The organism is Nocardioides sp. REDSEA-S30_B4 (assembly GCF_001627265.1).
Taxonomy (GTDB): domain Bacteria; phylum Actinomycetota; class Actinomycetes; order Propionibacteriales; family Nocardioidaceae; genus Nocardioides.
This window is the reverse complement of record NZ_LUPI01000038.1, coordinates 17,707-37,636: the sequence shown is the minus strand read 5'-3', so window position 1 is coordinate 37,636 and position 19,930 is coordinate 17,707. Positions and strand designations below refer to the sequence as shown.

The window sequence follows — 19,930 nt, the reverse complement described above, 5'->3', positions numbered from 1 at the left end:
CGTTCTCGAGAGCTCGTCGCGCGCCGAATCTCCTCGAGCGTTCGGCGCACATTCCTCTCGGTCAGGCGCACGCTGGCTCTTCGAATCCATCAGTCGAGCCGTCCCGACCCTGTGCTCCCTGTGCTCCTCATGGTCAGCGCGCCCAAGTTTGCGAACTCGACGTGTACTAGATCGCCGGGGCCGAAAGGCACCGCGTCAGTGATTCCGCCTGTGAGGATGATCCACCCGGCCTCGAGCGCGAGCCCGCGCTTGCCCAGGGAGTTGACTGCGAGCGCCAATGCCTCGGCGGGGTGTCCCTGGACGTCAGCACCTGTTCCTGTTTCCGCGACCACTCCATTGAGGGAGATCCGACAGGCTTCCGCCGCAAGATCGACAGACCGCGGATCTACGCCTCGATCGCTGACCATGAAGCGCGCAGCGGAGGCGTTGTCCGCAACCACGTCCGGCAGAGTGAAATGGAAGTCCGCGAATCTGCTGTCGATAACCTCGAGGCCTGCGTGGACGGTACGCACAGCCGCTAACGCCTGGCCTGCGGTCACCCCCGGACCTTCTAGCCTTTCTCCCATCACGAAGACGATCTCTGGCTCGACGCGTGGATGGATCAGGCCGTCTAGGGACAGCGCTTCGCCGTCCTGGAGGGTCATCGCGTCGGTGAGCCAAGCAGTGAGGGGAGTCGAGATCCCCATCCGCTTCTGCTTCGCCGGCGATGTGAGCCCAAGCTTGACGCCAACAACCGCGTCCCCGTCCTGCTCCATGTGGCGCAGTAGGGCCGTCTGGGTTTCGTAGGCGACGTCTAGATCGAGTTCTTCCCAGACGTCCACGAGCCTTCCTCCTGCACGGGCGAGCGTCTGACGCTCGCGCAGCTCGATCGCAGCTCGCTGCACCGTCCAGTCGTTCATGTCGGGCTTCCCGTCTCAGGCCCTGGCCGAAGCGCTTCTGCGGCCGCGTGCAGGTGGCGCGATTCAGATACCCAACCGAGGGTCGACTCGATGATGGCCAGCGAGGCGTCGTGGTTAGCCTGACCCTGCGGCTCGGCAGTGCAGTCCGAAAGGACAATGGGCCGATAGTCGCGGTACATCGCATCCCTGACGAGCGCTTCAACGCAGATGCTCGTGGTGCAGCCCGTGACGACCAAGGTTTCGATACCGGATGACGACAGGGTCGACTCCAAGGGCGTGTCGTGAAACCCACTGAAGCGGTTCTTGCGAATGACGACGTCCCCGGGCTGCGGGGCGAGTTCGTCGATGATCTGAGTGTTCCAGGTGTCGTGAACGCCTATTCGACCCATCGAGCCGTCTGGTGCGGCGAATGGTGTTCCTACTCCCGCCGCCAAGTGGGCGATTGCGTTGCGCGACTCCGGCGGGCCGAGGTCGGACAGATCCGGCCTGTAACCATGCTGCAGATAGATCACCTGTAGCCCGATGGATCGTGCACAACTGAGCACGTCCGCGATAGCAGGGATGATGGACCGCACCAGCGAAAGATCAAACCCCGCCGTTTCCACGCTCCCTCCGGGTGTGCAGAAGTCGTTCTGCATGTCGACGACGACGACAGCTGTGCGCTGGACTTGCATTTCCAGCGCGGCCGGCTTCGCGTCAAGGTGGAGTCGTTCGGCCTCGCCACGCACTTCGGTCATGAGACTGCCTCGTCCTCTCGGAAGACAAACTGAAGGTCTGATTCCAGTCGCACCATGTCGGCCAGCCCGCCTTTGCCCCCTGGCAGGGCGACCTGCCAGTCCAGACCGAACCGGTGTCGGTCTACGTCAGCCCTGAGAGAGACCCCCACGACAACCGCACCGAACTGGTTTCGGACCGGGCCGTACAGGGTCCCGCTACCGACACACTGCTGCCACACTCCCCGGACACAGAGGCTTGCCGTCATATCCAGCTGTGAGCCCTGCGTCTCACAACGCTCCGACCGGAACAGGATGCGGGGATGATCGACTGCGTCGAAAAACTCCGGGCCCAAAAGATGCGCGCGAAACGGCGGCAACGTGACGTTGACAGACTCGGCGAGCGCGCTGCCCTCCAGACTGATGTCTCCCGTTCGTGCGTCCAAGGTCGCGTCGAACTCACTGAACTCGGCCCAGAACGGGCCTGCGACGAAGTCGACCGCGAACGCGACCCGAGAGTGGACTGTGTCCAGCTCCCAGACCCCATCGACCGCCGGCCAAGGCTCTGTGGTGGTTGAAGTCACGATCGAATCCTTACTAACGAAGTGTGCTGCCACGGACTACGAGATTGGTCGCCGCATCAGTTGCCTGCCCGGCGTAGAGATCGCACAATGCGTCTACGCGCTAGGAGCCACTGACGAATGACTCCGCCACCGGTGCGGCGACGAGGGTGGACGCACGCTAGGTGCTCTTCCGAATAGGTGGGACCCGCACGGCGCCGTCAAGACGGATGGTCTCGCCGTTTAGCATCTCGTTAGTCGCGATATGGCACACGAGCGCTGCGAACTCGTCCGGGCGCCCGAAGCGTTGTGGCCACATCTGTGCGGCACTGAGATGCTCGCGCAGAGCATCCGGGACATGACGGGTCATTGGGGTGTCGAATGTGCCTGGCGCGATGGCGCAGACCCGGATGCCAGTACTGGCGAGATCTCGTGCCGCCGGCAGTGTCATCCCCACGACGGCCGCCTTGGATGCCGTGTAGGCAATGGATCCCCGCGGCCCATCGAGGGCAGTGATGGAGGCAACATTGATGCAGACCCCCCGCTCGCCACTCACGCTCGGCTCGTTGGCGACCATGGCCGCGGACGCCTCGCGTAGCACGTTGAACGTGCCGAGCAGGTTGACGTTCATGACATCGACGAACGTCTGGAGAGAGTGCGGCCCACTCTCGTCGGCGATGGGTTGCTGCGCGGTGATTCCTGCGCAGCAAACGGAGATACGCAATCCCCCTGCCGCCTCGGCAGCGACGGACACCGCAGACGCGACCTGACCGGCATCCGCGACGTCCGCCTTGACGAAGAGCGCCCGGTCACCCAGTTCGGCCGCAAGGCGAGTGCCCTCCTCCTCGTTCACGTCGGCGATAACCACAAAGGCGCCAGCGGCAACAAGGGCACGTACCGTTGCTTCGCCGAGACCTTGTGAACCGCCAACGACTAGGGCGCTCTTCTGGGCGATGTCCATCGACGCAGCCCCTACGCCGTTCCGCCAGCGGGGATGGTTCCCCACATATCAATCTCGACTCGCACTCCGGGGAGAACGAACTTGGGGACTTCGATCACCGTGGGGTTAGGGACAGGTCGTCCAAACCACTTCTCGACAACCTCTGCAACGGCGTCCCATTCCCGTCGGTCAGTGAGGTGCCAAGTTGTTTCGAAGATGTCGTCCCAACTGGAGCCAGCTGTCTGGAGGATGTTCGCGTAGTTGTTCAGACAGACCTCGACCTGATCGCGGATGTCTGCCACAGGTCGATACTTGTAAAGATCCGAAGCCTCGCCGCCGATGTACATCGGAATCGCCGCGCTGCCGGAGATCGCAAGGATCGTCGGATCGCCGGCGTTGGCCGGCTGAGCAGGCCCTTCGGTCCAGGCACTGAGCTCAACGCGGGCACCCACCTGGCCGACCTTCGTAACCGCCAGTGGCACCAGCACCGTCTGAGCCGGGTCGAACTGCCTTTCCAGGATCTGCCGGCAGAGCGACCAGTCACTCATGTCGGCGAGGTGCACAGCGAGCCTTGCGACCTGCGCCCGGTCATCGCGCGAGGCGGCTAGTGCCTGATCGATCGCATTGACACAGCTCTCCAACTCAGCCTCGAGGCCAGCACCGGCTGCTTCACCGGCCTGCCCGTGGGCAACCCGCACGTCTCCGGCCCGAGTCACTGAGCCGCCGTCGGGCTCAACGACCGCCCAGACGTCTACTTCGAAACGTGCACCCGGCACCGAGCAGGCCGAGACCTCAAGGAGTGTCTTGGCGGGATTCGGGCGTTCGTCGCTGGCGTAGTGCTTGTCGAAGACGGCGTTGCTGTCCCAGACCTCTCTCACGTCGGTCATGCAGAGCGTCATCTTGACGGCACGAGCGCTGTTGCCAAGTCGGGCCAGCATGTCGTCAACGTTCGCGAGGCAGTCCGCGGTCTGTTGGGCAATCGATGGATTGACGGCACCGTCCCGTTCGGGGGTGACCACTCCCAACGGGATGATCCGCGCCCCAGGGTTGAGGGCGTAGCCGGGGGTGAACGCCAAGCCCCGCGGTGTCCTCGGCGGCCTAATCGCCTTCATCGTGCCTCCATTATCTGTATGCAGTTCTTCCACCATAGATCTGAGATCCAGGCATGTCAATCGCAGAGTTCGCGCTCAGTTGGGCGTTGACTTGCCTCGACTTCTGTGTACAGAATCTCGGGCTGCTGGTCTGCGCTCGCAGCGAAGCCGGCGACTGAACAACAGTCCGGCGCACGCCTGATCGGACAAGTTCGGATGTGGTTTCGGCGCGGAGGCCGAGCGCCGGGCGCGCGCTCGATGAAGTTCGAAGCTCGCCGCCACAACTTCGACAATGGAGGAACTCGCATGTCACAGGACACGAAGTACGACCGCGGTATCGAAATCATGAACGAGATCCACGGGTCCGGGTCTCTCGCGAGGATTGGGAATCCGATCAGCGAGATCAGCCCGGACTTCTTCAAGTTCGTTGTAGAGACCGGGTTCGCGGACGTCTACGGCCGCCCCGATCTGTCGCATCAGCAACGCCAGCTCATCAACGTGGCAGTCCTGACCGCGCTTGGCGATACCGAAAAGCTGCTCACCGCGCACATGCGCGGAGCCCTCCATGTCGGGGTCAGCCCGGCTGAGATCATCGAAGCGATCTTCCACGTGTCGATCTATGCAGGACACCCCCGCACAATCCGCGGCCTCGATGTCGCCAAGGCGGTCTTCGCCGCCAAGGGCATCGCGATTCCACTCGAAGGCAACGACAGTGAGTGATGAACTGTCCCGCATCCGTCAGACGAGCGTGGATGAGGAGCAGACGATTGCGGCCCTCCGCGCCACCTACGAAGAACTCGTCGGCTTCGTCCCCTCACGTGTCGCTGCACGCTTCGACGCAGAAGCACAGCGTGATCCCGCCCTGCTCCTCGCGCAGGAGAAACTGCGACATCTAGCGATGTACCCCGAGGCCTTGGACCAAAAGACGGTTCAACTCGTTCTCTTCGGAGTTCTCCACTCGAAGTTGAGCGATGCCGCGGCACTCCACGGCCTCGCCGCTCGGAGGGCCGGTGCAAGCTGGGACGAGCTGCAGGCGGTCGTCAACCTGGCCTTCCTCTTCACTGGATACTCAGCCGCCAACCGGGGACCCCAAGTGTTGGCTGACATCGCTCTGATGGAGACCCAAGGTCATGCCTGAGACGCAGGCGGCGGAGGAACCGATCTACGATCTGGCCCATTTAGGTCACGTTGAACTGCTGACACCTCGCTTCGACGAAAGTCTGGCGTTCTTCCTCGAGGTGTACGGGCTCACGATGGTGGCCGTAACAGGATCCAGCGTCTACTTGAGGGGCTGGGGCGACCATGACCTCAGCACACTGAAACTGACCGCCGCCCCTGTCGCTGGCCTCGGTCACGTGGGATGGCGTACAACCAGCGCCGCCGCGCTCGCACGCAGGGTGTCCGCTCTGCGGAACCAAGGTGTGGCTGGCGAATGGATCGACGGTGACATCGGCCATGGAGCGGCGTTCCAATTTCGCTCGCCCAGTGGCCAGCTCATGGAGATCTACTACGAATCCGAACGCTACGTTGCATCCGAAGATTCGACGTCCTACCTCTTGAATCAGCCCCAGAGTTCCGTGAGTCGGGGAGTTGGCGCCGCTCGGATCGACCACTTGAACGTCTTGGCCGGCGGTGTTCCTGAAGCGCGCGAGTTCATGTCGAGCACGCTGGGCTTCAAACTGCGCGAGCGACTTGTCCCTCCAGGCGCACCAGAAGTAGGCGCGTGGATGAGTTTGATGAACAAGGCGCACGATCTGGCAATCACTCGGGAACCGGTAGCGGGACAACATGGGCGCCTGCACCACATCGCGTACGCCGTCGAGGACAGCTCGGCAATCCTTCGAGCCGCCGACCTGTTCATGGAACTGGGCACGCCCATTGAGTTCGGGCCGGCGAAGCACCTTAGGACGCAGGGGTTCTTCCTCTACGTCCTCGAACCCGGAGGAAACCGCGTCGAACTCATTTTTGGCGGGTTGCACATCACTGCTCCGGATTGGGAACCCGTGACGTGGAACACCGAATCTGAAGCTCGCTCCACGGCGTGGGGACAGGATGTCCCGGAGACCTTTCATACACACGCCACGCCGGTTGTCTGAGACGCACGTCGCGAATCGTTTTGACGAACCGGGTCGCTGGACTTGCAGCCATGGCAAGCGGTGGTCGGTACCCCTGCGCGCGCAAGACGCGTTCTCTTGAGAGAGATCAAGGAGCACTCCAGTGACCAACGGATTCGTGAAGGTGCTGGTCGCTAATCGCGGCGAGATCGCGATCCGCGCGTTCCGCGCGGCGTACGAGCTCGGCGCGCGCACTGTCGCGGTGTTCCCCTACGAGGACCGCGGGTCCGAGCACCGGCTGAAGGCGGACGAGTCCTACGAGATCGGCGAGCGCGGCCACCCGGTCCGGGCGTACCTGGACCCGGACGCGGTCGTGCAGGTCGCCCTCAACGCCGGCGCGGACGCCGTCTACCCCGGCTACGGGTTCCTGTCCGAGAACCCGGCCCTGGCCGAGGCCTGCGCCGACGCCGGCATCACCTTCGTCGGGCCCTCGGCGGCCATCCTTGAGCTGACGGGCAACAAGGCCCGCGCCATCGCGGCGGCCAAGGCGGCCGGCGTCCCGACGCTCGCCAGTGTGGACCCGTCGACCGACGTGGACGCCCTGGTCGCGGCCGCGGAGACGCTGCGGCTCCCGCTTTTCGTCAAGGCGGTCGCCGGTGGCGGCGGCCGCGGCATGCGGCGGGTGAACCGGGTCGAGGACCTGCGTGAGGCCGTGGAGACCTGCATGCGCGAGGCCGAGGGCGCCTTCGGCGACCCGACGGTCTTCATCGAGCAGGCGGTCACCGACCCCCGTCACATCGAGGTACAGATCCTGGCCGACGCCGCGGGTGAGGTGATGCACCTTTTCGAGCGGGACTGCTCGGTGCAGCGGCGGCACCAGAAGGTCGTCGAGATCGCCCCGGCCCCGAACCTCGACCCCGAGCTGCGCGACCGCATGTGCGCCGACGCGGTGCGGTTCGCCCGCGAAATCGGCTACCGCAACGCCGGCACGGTCGAGTTCCTCCTTGACCCCGACGGTAACTACGTCTTCATCGAGATGAACCCCCGCATCCAGGTCGAACACACCGTGACCGAGGAGGTCACCGACGTCGACCTCGTCCAAGCCCAGTTGCGGATCGCTTCCGGCGCGACGTTCGCCGACCTCGGGCTGTCCCAGGACACCGTCCAGCTCCGCGGTTCCGCGCTGCAGTGCCGGATCACCACCGAGGACCCCGCCAACAGCTTCCGCCCCGACACCGGGATCATCACGACGTACCGCTCCCCCGGCGGCGGCGGAGTCCGCATCGACGGCGGCACCACCTACACCGGCGCCGAGGTGTCCGCGCACTTCGACTCGATGCTGTCCAAGCTCACCTGCCGGGGTCGGACCTTCGGGGACGCCGTCGCCAAGGCCCGGCGGGCAATCGCGGAGTTCCGGATCCGCGGCGTCACGACCAACATCGCGTTCCTCCAGGCCGTCCTCGACGACCCGAGCTTCGCGGCCGGACGGGTCACCACCAGCTTCATCGAGACGCACCCGCAGCTGCTCCAGGCCCGCGCCGCCGGTGACCGCGGCACCAAGCTGATGACCTTCCTCGCCGACGTCACGGTGAACCAACCGAACGGGCCGGCGCCGGTCAGCGTGGACCCCGCCTCGAAGCTGCCGCCGGTCGACCTGCGCGTCCCGCCGCCGGACGGCACCCGTCAGCGGCTGCTCGCCCTCGGACCCGAGGCATTCGCGCGGGCCCTGCGCGAGCAGGCACAGGTCGCGGTCACCGACACCACGTTCCGCGACGCACACCAGTCGCTGCTCGCGACCCGGGTCCGCACTCGCGACCTGCTCGGTGTGGCCGGGCACGTCGCCCGGACCACACCGGAGTTGTGGTCGCTAGAGTGCTGGGGCGGCGCGACCTACGACGTCGCACTGCGGTTCCTGTCCGAGGACCCCTGGGAGCGGCTGGCCGCGTTGCGCCAGGCCGTCCCGAACGTGATGCTCCAGATGCTGCTTCGCGGCCGCAGCACCGTCGGCTACACGCCGTACCCCACCGCCGTCACCCGCGCCTTCGTGCAGGAAGCCGCCGCCACCGGCCTGGACGTGTTCCGGATTTTTGACGCCCTCAACGACGTCGAGCAGATGCGCCCCGCGATCGAGGCCGTCCGCGAGACCGGCACCACACTGGCCGAGGTCGCGCTCTGCTACACCGGCGACCTCTCCAGCCCCGACGAGACGCTCTACACCCTCGACTACTACCTGCGGCTCGCCGAGCGGATCGTCGACGCCGGCGCCCACGTCCTCGCGATCAAGGACATGGCCGGCCTCCTCCGCGCCCCCGCTGCCCGCACCCTGGTCATCGCCCTGCGCGAACGCTTCGACCTCCCCGTCCACCTCCACACCCACGACACCCCCGGCGGCCAGCTCGGCACCCTCCTCGCCGCCATCGACGCCGGCGTCGACGCCGTCGACGCCGCCTGCGCATCCATGGCCGGCACCACCTCGCAGCCCGCTCTCTCCGCACTCGTGTCCGCGACCGACCACTCCGACCGCGAGACCGGGCTCTCCCTCGCCGCCGTCAACGCCCTCGAGCCCTACTGGGAGGCCACCCGGAGGGTCTACGAACCGTTCGAGTCCGGCCTCCCCGCCCCCACCGGCCGCGTCTACCGACACGAGATCCCTGGCGGCCAGCTCTCCAACCTCCGTCAGCAGGCCATCGCTCTCGGACTCGGCGAGAAGTTCGAGCAGGTCGAGGACATGTACGCCGCCGCCAACGACATCCTGGGCCACATCCCCAAGGTCACCCCGAGCAGTAAGGTCGTCGGCGATCTCGCGCTCGCGCTCGTCGGCGTCAGCGCCGATCCCGCCGAGTTCGCCGTGAACCCCTCGAAGTTCGACATCCCTGACTCCGTGATCGGCTTTCTTCACGGCGAGCTCGGCGACCCGCCCGGCGGCTGGCCCGACCCGTTCCGAACCAAGGCCCTGGCCGGCCGCACCTGGAAGCCGTCAATCGGCGAGGTGACCGCGGAGCAGTCCGAGGCGCTCACCGTCGGCAGCTCCCGGGTCCGTCGCGAGACCCTCAACCAGCTGCTCTTTCCCGGACCCACCAAGGACTTCACTGAGGCCCGCGAGACCCACGGCGACGTCTCTGTGCTTCCGACCATCGACTACCTCTACGGGCTGCGGCGCGGCGACGAGCACGAGGTCACGATCGAGGAGGGCAAGACGATCCTGCTCGGGCTGCAGGCGATCAGCGAGCCCGATGAGCGCGGCAACCGCACCGTGATGGCAACCATCAACGGCCAGCTCCGCCCCATCTCCGTGCGCGACAGGAGCGTCTCCGCCGAGGTCGCGGCCGCCGAGAAGGCCGACACCTCGAAGCCCGGCCACGTGGCCGCGCCGTTCCAGGGCGTGGTGACCGTGATCGTCGAGACCGGCGCGACGGTCGAGGTCGGCCAGACGGTCGCGACCATCGAGGCCATGAAGATGGAGGCCTCGATCACCGCGCCGGTCGCGGGCACGGTCGAACGAGTCGCGATCCCCGGCACCCAAGCCGTCGACGGCGGCGACCTGGTGCTCGTCGTCGGTTGATCTTAGTGGCCATAGTCGTGGGCACCGCACTGGCGCGCCTCAGGCGCTAGCTCCTCATCCTCATCTGGCTGCCGACAACGCGTCGAGGCCGATGTCGATTGCCGGCGCGGAATGGGTGATGGAGCCGATGGAGATCGAGTCCACGCCGGTCAGCGCGATCTCGCGGGCATCTCGGAGACTGAAGCCCCCGCTGGCCTCGAGGCGCACGTCGCGTGAGCAGGCTCGTACACGTTCCACGGCGACGCGCATATCGTTCACGGCGAAGTTGTCGAGCATGATCTGACTGGCACCGTGGGCGACACCCTCGACCAGTTCGACGAAGCCCTCGACCTCGCTCTGCACCGGTACCGCACCGAGTGCGTTTGCGATGCCTCCGGCGGCTGCGATGTGGTTATCCTTGATGACGATCTCGTCGAAGAGTCCGTAGCGGTAGTTGGTGCCTCCACCGCAGCGCACGGCGTGCTTCTCAAGCGCGCGGAGTAGCGGTGTGGTCTTGCGGGTGTCATGTACCGCGACGCCGGTTCCGTCGACCGCGTCGACCCAGGGTGGCGGTCGCGATCCCGCTCAGGTGGGTCAGCGCCGTTCGTTCCGCTACCACTACTGAGCGGGCCGGGAGAAACGCCAGCTGCTGACCAGGGGCGATCGGGTCTCCGTCTGCGACCAACGACGTGAGCGTGACAGACGGGCCGATGATGTCCTCGCAGAGGAGGGCTACCACGCGGAGTCCGCAAGCGACACCGTTCTGGCGGGAGGTGAAGGCGACCTCGAGGCGGACGTTGGAGGGAACCACGGCCAGCGACGTGAGGTAGCCGGCTTCGGAGAGATCCTCGGCCATCGCTGCCCGAAGGAGACTGAGCACGGCGTCCGGTTCGGCGCCTGCGAGCCGCAGCGCGTCTCGCGCAGAGCCGGCGCCTCCGGTCGCGCGGACACTCTCGAAGGTGGGGGCGTTCGGCTCTAGCGGGACTCCCGCGGAGTTCGCAGCGAAGGAGATCGCGTGGTACCAGCCGCAGAACAGCAGAATGTCGAGCAGTTCGGCCTCGTAGACCTCGGCAGAGAGCAGAGCAGCTCCCGAAGCGAGACTGAGATCGTCGAGTGGTTGTGGAGTGCATCCGCTGCACGGACCACGAGGCGGTCGCGCGGCGAGGCCCAGCACAGGTCGCTCGCGCTTCCGTGGGTCAGGGAGGTGATCTGCTCCTGTGTGAGGCCGACCCGACTCGCGAAGAAGTCGATGTGGACCCCCACTCGTATTCGCAACGGCACGCGGCGAGGTGCGGTCGATGAGGATCTCGCGGTCGCGCACGGTGAGACAGATCGCGGCTCAGCTCGTACGCCCAACCCTGCATGGCTTTGGTCATCATTAGGCTTTGGCGAACGTGCGGAACAGCGCGATCGGGGGACGCCGGGCGGCATCATCGGCCCGAGTGCCTCGGCCGCCTCCGGGTCGAACGGTGCCGCCGGCGGAGTGATGCGCACGATGGATCCCCCTGTTTCGGAAACCGAAATCCCGTCGTGCACGCCAACATTTCTAAACCCAAAGTTCCCTGGAGATCGTGTGACACCCCCCACCCCAACCCCTGGTCACCCGGTTCGTGGTTCGACGACGGGTCGCCCAGTCACGGCGGCGATGGACCTCCTGGCCGGAGATGGGCACTGCGGGTCATGTGGGAGCTCGGCGACGAACCAATGCGCGCGCTTGACCTCAAAGACCGCTGCGACGACATGTCATCGAACGTCCTTTACCAACGACTCCGAGCGCTTTCGGAGGCGGGACTGGTCGCCCGACACGACGAAGGCAGGCTTGCCATCACGCCACTGGCTGCGGAACTACGTAGCGCCCTCGCCCCCTTGACGCGTGGTCACGCCGCTGGGCCGACCGCGCACAATCATCGGTGCTATTTGGATCGCGCGTTCCATCACAGCCGTTACGAGTCGGGCGCTACCTCCTTTGCGTCGGCGCCCGCTGATGCATGGAAACCTGACTCGACCATGGCCAGGCCCTCGAGAGCAGCAGGGATACCCATCGACGGGATCGTCAGCAGCATCACGCCTCGTAGCTCGTCGAGCGTGGCCCCGTGTTCAATCGCCATGCGAGCGTGAGCGTGGAGGCTCGCCTCCGCACCACGAACAGCGCAGAGTACGACCGTGATGAGTTCCGCCGTCTTCCTGTCGAGCTTCGAGCGAGCCGGAAGCTCCTGTCCGAAGAGCGGAATGAACCAGTCCTCGAACAGCTCCCAGTAGTAGCCCAGGGCCTCGTCGACGCCGGTGCCTTGCATCGACTCCATCCCGGCCGGCCTGAGCTTAGTCGGCGCTCCGGCCGAGCGTCCAGGCACCGAACGCCAACTCTCGGCATCAGCCTGAGTGTCCATGTACTCGCGCACTGACGTGATCACGCCATCGCGAACGACGAAGATCCCGCTGCAGCAGTTCTCGTATTGAGTCCCTGTCGGCGTGCGAGCACGCGATACCCACTCGGCCGCAGCATGGTCTTCCGACACGAAGGTGCTCGTCAGTTCAACAGTGAGCGAGCCGGGCTCGAAGCGCGAGAGCGCTCCCTGGAAGAGCCCATCGACGATCGCGTCGCGACCCTCGTACGTACCGCTGATCGGGAGGTTGCCATGGATCCAGAACGTGGCGTCTTCAGCGAGACTCGCTCGGATGCGCTCCTGATCGCCCCGTTGCACGGCGTCGAAGTAGGTGCGAATCACGTCATCTACTGAGTGCTGGTTCGTCATTGCTGTTCCTTCTTCTAGCGTCTGCGGGCAGGCGAGTGTGCATCCCCAGCCGATCCGGCCCGTCGCCAAAGTCGGCGACGGGCCGGACATCTCGCGGGTTGTTATCATGTGTCGTGGTTCGCCGAGGCAGCTAGCTGCCTAGCCACCGGTGGCTGTCCCGGCGATGTCGAGCACGCGAACGGGCTCGTCCGACTCGGGCGCGTACACGCCGTCCTCCACAGGGCCGACATAGAGGGCCATGTCATCGGACAACTTCGGATACCGAGACGTTCCCTCGCCGCCCGGCGACCACGTGACGAGTCCTTCCACATCCAGATCCGTCGTCGTCTTCAGGGCGGCGAGCATCGACTCGCTGGTCACCGGTCCGGTGATTGTCGCCGCGACTTCGGCAAGGGCGTGGATTTGGAGCCAGGCATCGATCGAGTTCTCGTTACGGTTGTCCGCGTCCGCGTTATCGATGTTGTTGTCCGCGGCGTTGTCCATCTCGGCGTTGTACTTCGAGATTCCCGGGAACTGGTCGCCGGCCGATGCTGGCGGCAATGCCGACACCATCCAGAGCGCTCCGCTGCCAGCGTTCTGGGCGATGGTCTTGAAGTCTCGCTCGTTGTTCGGCGCAGCGAAGTATCCCCACTTCGGCGTGTAACCAAGCTGGGCTGCCGACTGCACAAGCGTCGTGCTCTGCGGGGGTCCGTTGCTGATCAGAACCATGTCAGGGTCAGAGTCTCGCAGCTGTTCGACGGTCGAGGAGAAGGTCGTTTGCGTCGGCGCCACTTCGATGACGTCAACGACGTCGACGCCCAGCGACCTAGCGACGTCCTGGGTGTTCTGCAGGTTCTCTTCGGCCCCCGGGAATTGGACGGCGACGATAGCCACGGTCTCCGCGCCGGCCGACTCGGCTACGAGCGCTTGGCCGTAGAGTTCGCCGAACAGCCCGCCGCTCACCGGGAACTGGGTCTCGGTCTGGAATTCAGAGCCGTTCACCGCAGACAACACCGAGGGAATGCCCTTGGACGCCAGCGTCGAGTAGGCGACCGAGGCGAGCGCGTCCCATCCGGCATAGGCCACCACGCCGGCATTGCCAGCGTCTCGGGCGCACGACTTGCTCTTGTTGGGCGAGAGTTCATTGTTGCAGGTGATGATCTCGATGGGTCGGCCGCCGATGCCTCCTGCATCGTTGACTGCGAGCGCGGCGGCCTGCGCGCCTGCGAAGACGCCGGGGAAGTCTGCGAGCGGGTTGCCCTGGGGGGCAGTCACCATCACCTTGATGGGTTCACCGGTGAGGCCCGCCTGGTTGGTGTTGGCGTCACCGCCTTCAGAGCCTCCGTCGCCGCAGGCAGTGACCGTGAGGGCTACGCCGACCATGGCGGCAATCGCGCCAGGCCAACGAGCTCGACGACTCAGTGGGTTCATTCTGTTCCTCTCCTTCTGATCGCGCGCTCAACTCGTTGCTGTGCGCTCATCGCCGTGCGCTCATTGCTGCGCGCCGTGGCTACTTGACATTCCTGTGGTACCGATGTGCCGAGCCACATCCGCTGGATCGCCGCTGAAGACGATTCGGCCGCGATCCATCACGTAGGCACGGTCCGCGATACGCAGGACCTGGCTGACGTGCTGCTCGACGAGTAGGGCACCGATGCCGTCTTCGTCGGCTGCTTGGCGGACTGTTTCCAACAAGCGGCGGACCACGAGCGGAGCCAGACCAAGGGACAGTTCGTCTGCGAGAAGGAGTCGTGGCTCGCGGGCAATGGCGCGTGCCAGGGTGACGATTTGCTGCTCGCCACCCGACAGCAGCCCGCAGCGACGGTTCATCAGCCGCTCCAGTTCGGGGAAGAGTGCAATCGCGCGCGCGACATCACAGCGCCCGAGCCGGAGGTTCTCCGCGACGGTGAGTCCCATCAGCACCGACCTTTCCTCCGTCACGAGCGCCATTCCGCGTCGCGCTCGGCGGTGTAGGGGGTCGGTCGAATCTGCCCCGAACATGCGCACGACCCCCGCGATGGGCGAGAGGTCTCCGGCGAGCGTGAGTAGCGTTGTGCTCTTGCCCGCCCCGTTAGGGCCTAGAAGGGCGACGACTTCGCCGGCGTGCACCTGCAGACAGAGGTCGCGCACGACCGGGTGATCGCCGTAGCCGGCCTGGAGGTTGTCGACCGAAAGCAGCTCGTTCATCCCTCCCTCCTCTCACGCACGACGACGTCACCGACGTCATCTGGTGAGCCGGCGGTGGCGCCTACGTGCTCTTCGACTTCGACGTCAGTGGTGCCGAGGTATGCCGCGATGACACGCGGGTCTCGGCGCACTTCGTCTGGCGTTCCGTGAGCGATCTGGCAGCCGAAGTCGAGGACAGTGATGTCGTCGCAAACCTTCATCACGAAGTCGACGTCGTGCTCGATGAGGAGGATCGAGATCCCCCATCTCGTCGCTAGACCCCGGACGAGTCGCGCGATCTCGGCCGCTTCCTGCTCGTCGAGTCCGGCGGCCGGCTCGTCGAGGAGAAGCGTCGACGGCTCACATGCCATCGCCCGGGCGATCGCAACCAGTCGGCGGGCACCGTAGGGAAGTTCGGAGGGATGCCTGTCGAGGTACTCCTCGAGCTGAAACTCTCGGATGGCGGAACAGGCGGCAGCAGAGAGTTCTCCTCGGCCGGACCATGCGAGGCTCGTGGCGTACGCGCTCGCATCACGTGGCTCGCAGGCGGCCAAGAGGTTCTCCCGAACCGTGATGCCCTCGAACAGCTCGAGCGACTGGAACGACCGGCTCACTCCGGCACGGGCACGACGATGGACCGACCACTTTTCGATCCGCTTGCCGTCGAGGGTCACGGTTCCCTTCGACGGGCGAACGAATCCCGTAATGGCGTCGATGACTGTGGTCTTGCCGGCCCCATTGGGGCCGATCAGGCCTGAGATTCGACCCGGCCTAAGTGTCAGCGATACGTTGTCGACCGCGGTGACGCCTCCGAAGCGCACGACCAAGTCACGCACTTCGAGCAGTGCTGGCCGCACCTTCTCGATGGTGGCGTCCGGCATGGACGCTGTGATCGTTGCACGTCCACGACCGCTACGGGCACGCGCACGGATTGCATCTGCTAGACGTGCACCGCCAAACGCGAGCCCATTGGGATTCTGCAGGAGCATGAGAAGGAGGCCCACGCCTCCGATCAGGGGAACGTATCGTTCGACGTCTGCGCCGAAGCCCTGGAGGATCCAGGCGCCGGCCCCACCCGGAGCGAACGCTGCACCGTGGACCGCGCCGCTCACGTATCCCACACCGCCGATCACGGCGTAGCCGGTCACAAGGATCGACTGGAAGGGATCGAAACTTGTGTAGACGATCGTCTCGAACTGGAAGCCGATCATGATCCCGCCCACGGCGGCGATCGCAGACGAGAGACCGAAGGCGTAGAGCTTCGCCGAGTACACGTTGATGCCGAGGGCGGCCGCGCCTCGCTCGTTCGCTCGCACTGCGAGCAGGCGCCGACCGACTCGACTTCGGCGCACGTTCGCCACCATGACCGCGCACGCGCCGAACAGCAGGAGAGCGACCACGCCGTACCGACCAGAGTGATTGACACTGTCGATTGGTATGCCGAAGACGGTCTGGGGACCCACCGCAGTGCCGTTGACGCCTCCGATGATGTCGGCATTGTTGAACACCACTTGGGTCACGGCGGAACCCATGGCAAGCGTGAGAATTGCAAGCGTCGTTCCCCGAGTGCGTAGCGCGGGAATCGCGAACGCCAGACCGATCGGCACGGTCACGACGACACCGATCAATGCCGCGAGCACAAACGGCACGCCCGAGAACGCCACAAGTCGCCCCGCCACGAGCGCGGCGAGTCCACTGAAGCAGAGCTGCGCGAGCGAGAGCTGCCCGCAGTAGCCGGTCATCACAACGACTGACAGCAGCACGATGGCGAAGGCGATCGAGGCCGTCAGTGCGTCGTTGAGCGACGGCGAGAACGTGGTGAGCATGAGGGCTGCCACGACTACAACGCAAGGAATGACGATGCGAGGCGAGATCCACCCCGTGCCTAGTTTTCCGGACTGTTCGGCCACTTGTCCGCGCATTGGGATCCCCTGGCCGCGCGCCATGAGGACAATGACGATTGCCAAGAGTGGGAGCGCATCGGAAGCACCTTGGATATGCACGTAGTTGCTGGCCTCTGCCTGGGCGATGCCGATGCCCATCGCGCCGGCGAGCGTCATTGGGAACGAGGAGAATCGGCCGAACAGTGCGGCGGCGAGCGCCGGGACGAGCAGCAGGGTCATCTGATTGACCTGAGGGCCCCCGCCAGTGCCCACGAGCCGGCTGCGAGTAGTTCCGGGGACCATCCGAGAGCTGCGGTCGCTCGCCGACTCTCGGCCACTCCTCGGATCGCGATGCCCGGCAGCGTGAAGCGCATCCCGGCCCAGAGAACGACAGTCAGGACACAGGCGATGACGGCGAGGGTGATCTGACCGACGCTGATGACCACGCCACCGAGCTCGACGAGACGCGACGAGAGGTACGGCGTCACCAACACGCTGGTCGCGCCCCATTTGAGCGTCGCGAGCGCCTGCGCGATTAGGAGCACCGCCAGCGTTGCCGCGATCCGCGTGAGCTGCGAAACATCGCGAAACGGCCTGATGGCGACGACGTAGACCACTACCCCTGCGATAGAGCCCATCGCCGTCAGGAACCCGAATGCTGTCCACGCTCCCCATCCGGAGGACTGTGTGAGCGCCGCGAAGGTAAAGCCGGCAACAACGGCGAACGCCGCCTGCGAGAAGTTCACGACCCCGGATGCGCGGTGGATGAGCACGAGGCCCTGGGCCAGCAGCGCGTAGACGGCTCCGATGGCGACGCCGATAACTGCGAACTGAATGAACTCGTTCATGCTGCGCTGTCCTCCAACTACCTATGCGAGCGCCTCTTTAGCCGCTCACTCTGTATGCAGAATCACATTCCGTCAAGAGTGTTGAGCGCACGGGAGCGACGTTTTCCGGGCTCTGCGCCTCACTGTGCGCACACACCTGTGTACAGATGCGCGGTTGAGCCCTGTGCGCTGCGACGCCCGCGAGAGGGGAACGCGCCCCTCAGACGGCGGGATCATCACCGCCAAACAAATCCCGCGGGCCGGGAGGCCTTAGTCGTCGAGCCCTGGGAGAACGCGGACGCGGGCAGGTCGCAACCGACGGCACCTACGCCGATGGAACGGCTCCTGTTTGGGCGGCGCGTCAGCTCGCGACTGCGCCCTTCGAACTAGTCGTTCTGATCATCCAGTCGGGTGGATTCACCCGCCCGGCTTATGCCGGCAACGATCTCGAGAGCCACCCTGACCTGCGCCGCGTCGTACTCGGGGGCCAGCGATCCGAGGAGGGGGCCTGACCCCGGTTCTTGGACACGCTGAATCCAGCACCTGGTGCTGGGGAAGCGAGATGATCCGAGAACCATGGCCAGGAAGAACTACTCCGAAGAGTTTCGTCGTCAGGCCGTCGACTTGTACGAGTCCACCCCGGGCGCCACGGTCCGCGGCATCGCCGATGACCTCGGTATCGTGCGCGGCACGCTGCGGCACTGGCTCGAGGCCTACGGGACCGGCAAGAAGACCGCCGCAGACGGGACGCTGACCTCCAGCCCACTGCAGTCCAAGCCGGCGAGGACGGGTGCTTCAGCACCAGCCGATGAGACGCCGGAGCAGAAGATCGCCCGGCTCGAGGCCCGGGTCAACGAGCTCGAGGTCGAGACCACCAAGCTCACCGCTGAGCGCGAGATCCTCCAGCGGGCGGCCAAGTATTTCGCCGGGGAGACGCGCTGGTGAGTCGCTTCCAGTTCGTCGCCGACAACTCCGCCACCTTCGAGGTGAAGCGACTGTGCGAGCTCGTCGAGATCGAGCGCTCGTCCTACTACGCCTGGCTCAAGGCGGCCCCGGCGCGCGAGCAGCGCACCCAGGCCGATGCCGAGCTGGCCGAGCGGATCAGAGCCGTGCACGCCGAGGACAAGACCTGCGGCGCGCCGCGTATTACCGCCGAGCTCAACGACGGCGCCAAGCCCGGGGAGCGGGTCAACCACAAGCGCGTAGCCCGGGTGATGCGGCTTGAGGGCATCCGTGGCTATGTGAAGAAGCGCCGGGTGCGGACCACGATTCCCGAACCGTCGGGGCACCAGCACCCCGACCTGCTCAAGCGGGACTTCACCGCCGATGCGCCGAACCGGCGCTACGTCGGGGACATCACCTACCTGCCGTTGGCCGACGGGACGAACCTGTACCTGGCGACCGTGATCGACTGCTACTCACGTCGGCTCGCCGGGTGGGCGATCGCCGACCACATGCGCACCGAGCTCGTCGAGGACGCGCTGAAGGCCGCTGGCGCGACCCGTGGCAGCCTCAAGGGCGCGATCTTCCACAGCGACCACGGGTCGGTCTACTGCTCGAAGGACTACGCCAAGCTCTGCACGAGACTCGGCGTCACCCAGTCGATGGGCGCCGTCGGCTCGTCGGCAGACAACGCACTGGCGGAGTCGTTCAACGCCACGATGAAGCGCGAGGTCCTCCAAGACGCCGCCTGCTGGATCGACGAGCCGACGTGTCGCCGGCAGGTCTTCAAGTGGCTCGTCCGCTACAACACCCGCCGCCGTCACACCTGGTGCGGCTACCTGTCCCCGTCCACCTACGAGGCCCGCCGAGCCGCTACGCTGCCGACCGCCGCGTAATCACACCCCGTGTCCAAGATCCGGGGACAGGGCCCGAGGGCCATTGCGGATCGTGCAAGATGGCGGGCCAGGCAACCGACCGCTTCCTGCCGACGGCCCTCACGACATGCGGCGGCGATGAGTTCATGGTCAAGGTCCCAATCGTTCCAAACGTTAAGCGTCGGGCCCTCGACCATGCATCGGAACCTCTCACCCTGCTCGGCGAGGGTCTTGATCTGCCGCTTCAACCGGTCATTCGAACGACCGACGAGATGACGATGGAAGTCCAGGTGAGCCGCGTCCCACACATCGAGCGCCCCGTCCTCCTTGGCCCTCCGCAACGTGCGAACGTAGACGTCCATTTGATCGAGATCCTGCGGCTCCCATCTCTGGAGAGTGATCTCGAGCCCGAGAGACTCGTGCATGATGCGCTCGGAGTAGATCTGCTCGAGAGCCACAGCGTCGAACTCCACGATGCGAGCGCGTCGATTGACCTCGGCCGCGATCAGGCCCTCCTGCTGAAGCCGCCGCATGGCTTCACGTAAGGGCGTTCGGCTGACGCCGAACTCCTGCGCGAGCCGAACCTGAGAGATCACCTGACCTGGGGCTAGGTGCCCGCTCAAGATCTGCTGTCGAAGCCCTAGATACACCACTTCGGCCGAGCGAGCAGCGCCAGTCACCCCGCACACTCCACGCTCGTCATGCTT

18 protein-coding genes and 2 pseudogenes are annotated in these 19,930 nt (G+C 65.5%); 6 read left to right on the top strand and 14 right to left on the bottom strand.

The annotated features are described in order from the left end of the window. Positions 1–89: 89 nt before the first annotated feature. The 5 genes from A6R01_RS09270 to A6R01_RS09250 all read right to left on the bottom strand — a co-directional run bounded on the left by A6R01_RS09270 (position 90) and on the right by A6R01_RS09250 (position 4,188). Entirely contained in the window at positions 90–899 is an 810-nt protein-coding gene (locus A6R01_RS09270) for a fumarylacetoacetate hydrolase family protein (RefSeq protein WP_292605159.1), read from the bottom strand. After that, positions 896–1,636 (bottom strand): isochorismatase family cysteine hydrolase, encoded by a 741-nt coding sequence (locus A6R01_RS09265; protein WP_292605158.1) that lies wholly within the window; start codon positions 1,634–1,636, stop codon positions 896–898. The genes A6R01_RS09270 and A6R01_RS09265 overlap by 4 nt, the downstream gene beginning before the upstream one ends. Beyond that, entirely contained in the window at positions 1,633–2,196 is a 564-nt protein-coding gene (locus A6R01_RS09260) for a YceI family protein (protein WP_292605157.1), read from the bottom strand. Before A6R01_RS09260 ends, A6R01_RS09265 begins: the two co-directional genes overlap by 4 nt. 157 nt (positions 2,197–2,353) lie before the next feature. Further along, positions 2,354–3,133, bottom strand: a complete 780-nt coding sequence (locus A6R01_RS09255) for an SDR family NAD(P)-dependent oxidoreductase (protein WP_292605156.1) — start codon at positions 3,131–3,133, stop codon at positions 2,354–2,356. Positions 3,134–3,144: 11 nt separating this feature from the next. After that, the gene (locus A6R01_RS09250; RefSeq protein ID WP_292605155.1) at positions 3,145–4,188 is read right to left on the bottom strand and encodes a Rid family hydrolase; all 1,044 of its coding nucleotides are present in this window, start codon (positions 4,186–4,188) and stop codon (positions 3,145–3,147) included. Between the two features lie 321 nt (positions 4,189–4,509). On the opposite strand from A6R01_RS09250, the gene A6R01_RS09245 reads away from it, so the two are divergent. The 4 genes from A6R01_RS09245 (at position 4,510) to A6R01_RS09230 (ending at position 9,819) form a co-directional block, all read left to right on the top strand. Continuing rightward, entirely contained in the window at positions 4,510–4,923 is a 414-nt protein-coding gene (locus A6R01_RS09245) for a carboxymuconolactone decarboxylase family protein (protein WP_292605154.1), read from the top strand. Beyond that, complete coding sequence (locus A6R01_RS09240) at positions 4,916–5,341, top strand: carboxymuconolactone decarboxylase family protein (RefSeq protein WP_292605153.1); 426 nt, start codon at positions 4,916–4,918, stop codon at positions 5,339–5,341. The genes A6R01_RS09245 and A6R01_RS09240 overlap by 8 nt, the downstream gene beginning before the upstream one ends. Beyond that, complete coding sequence (locus A6R01_RS09235; protein WP_292605152.1) at positions 5,334–6,299, top strand: VOC family protein; 966 nt, start codon at positions 5,334–5,336, stop codon at positions 6,297–6,299. Before A6R01_RS09240 ends, A6R01_RS09235 begins: the two co-directional genes overlap by 8 nt. Before the next feature lie 121 nt (positions 6,300–6,420). After that, entirely contained in the window at positions 6,421–9,819 is a 3,399-nt protein-coding gene (locus A6R01_RS09230) for a pyruvate carboxylase (protein ID WP_292605151.1), read from the top strand. Between the two features lie 60 nt (positions 9,820–9,879). Here A6R01_RS09230 and A6R01_RS09225 read toward each other — a convergent pair. Continuing rightward, positions 9,880–10,302, bottom strand: a pseudogene (locus A6R01_RS09225) (nicotinate-nucleotide diphosphorylase (carboxylating)); the annotation flags it as partial. A gap of 19 nt (positions 10,303–10,321) precedes the next feature. After that, positions 10,322–10,972 carry a hypothetical protein gene (locus A6R01_RS09220; protein WP_292605150.1) on the bottom strand — a complete coding sequence of 217 codons (651 nt, stop codon included), beginning with the start codon at positions 10,970–10,972 and terminating at the stop codon, positions 10,322–10,324. A gap of 188 nt (positions 10,973–11,160) precedes the next feature. On the opposite strand from A6R01_RS09220, the pseudogene A6R01_RS18290 reads away from it, so the two are divergent. Beyond that, positions 11,161–11,544 (top strand): annotated as a pseudogene (locus A6R01_RS18290) (hypothetical protein); the annotation flags it as partial. 197 nt (positions 11,545–11,741) lie between these two features. Here the strand turns inward: A6R01_RS18290 and A6R01_RS09215 are convergent. The 6 genes from A6R01_RS09215 to A6R01_RS18285 all read right to left on the bottom strand — a co-directional run bounded on the left by A6R01_RS09215 (position 11,742) and on the right by A6R01_RS18285 (position 17,643). After that, the gene (locus A6R01_RS09215; protein WP_292605149.1) at positions 11,742–12,551 is read right to left on the bottom strand and encodes a nuclear transport factor 2 family protein; all 810 of its coding nucleotides are present in this window, start codon (positions 12,549–12,551) and stop codon (positions 11,742–11,744) included. A gap of 138 nt (positions 12,552–12,689) precedes the next feature. Next, complete coding sequence (locus A6R01_RS09210; RefSeq protein ID WP_292605148.1) at positions 12,690–13,913, bottom strand: ABC transporter substrate-binding protein; 1,224 nt, start codon at positions 13,911–13,913, stop codon at positions 12,690–12,692. Positions 13,914–14,021: 108 nt separating this feature from the next. Continuing rightward, positions 14,022–14,717 carry an ATP-binding cassette domain-containing protein gene (locus tag A6R01_RS09205; protein WP_292605147.1) on the bottom strand — a complete coding sequence of 232 codons (696 nt, stop codon included), beginning with the start codon at positions 14,715–14,717 and terminating at the stop codon, positions 14,022–14,024. Beyond that, positions 14,714–16,819, bottom strand: coding sequence for a branched-chain amino acid ABC transporter ATP-binding protein/permease (locus A6R01_RS09200; RefSeq protein ID WP_292605146.1), 2,106 nt, complete (start codon positions 16,817–16,819; stop codon positions 14,714–14,716). The genes A6R01_RS09205 and A6R01_RS09200 overlap by 4 nt, the downstream gene beginning before the upstream one ends. Beyond that, positions 16,816–17,427 (bottom strand): branched-chain amino acid ABC transporter permease, encoded by a 612-nt coding sequence (locus A6R01_RS09195; protein ID WP_292605145.1) that lies wholly within the window; start codon positions 17,425–17,427, stop codon positions 16,816–16,818. The genes A6R01_RS09200 and A6R01_RS09195 overlap by 4 nt, the downstream gene beginning before the upstream one ends. Positions 17,428–17,499: 72 nt before the next feature. Then, positions 17,500–17,643, bottom strand: coding sequence for a helix-turn-helix domain-containing protein (locus tag A6R01_RS18285; protein WP_366925100.1), 144 nt, complete (start codon positions 17,641–17,643; stop codon positions 17,500–17,502). A gap of 339 nt (positions 17,644–17,982) precedes the next feature. On the opposite strand from A6R01_RS18285, the gene A6R01_RS09190 reads away from it, so the two are divergent. Further along, positions 17,983–19,244 (top strand): IS3 family transposase gene (locus A6R01_RS09190; protein WP_292605144.1). Its coding sequence is split into 2 segments (ribosomal slippage): positions 17,983–18,331 and positions 18,331–19,244, totalling 1,263 coding nucleotides; the frame shifts between segments, so codons are not numbered across the junction. On the opposite strand, the gene A6R01_RS18280 is transcribed toward A6R01_RS09190, so the two are convergent. Further along, positions 19,202–19,819, bottom strand: coding sequence for a GntR family transcriptional regulator (locus A6R01_RS18280; RefSeq protein ID WP_366925099.1), 618 nt, complete (start codon positions 19,817–19,819; stop codon positions 19,202–19,204). The genes A6R01_RS09190 and A6R01_RS18280 overlap by 43 nt on opposite strands. Between the last annotated feature and the right edge of the window lie 111 nt (positions 19,820–19,930).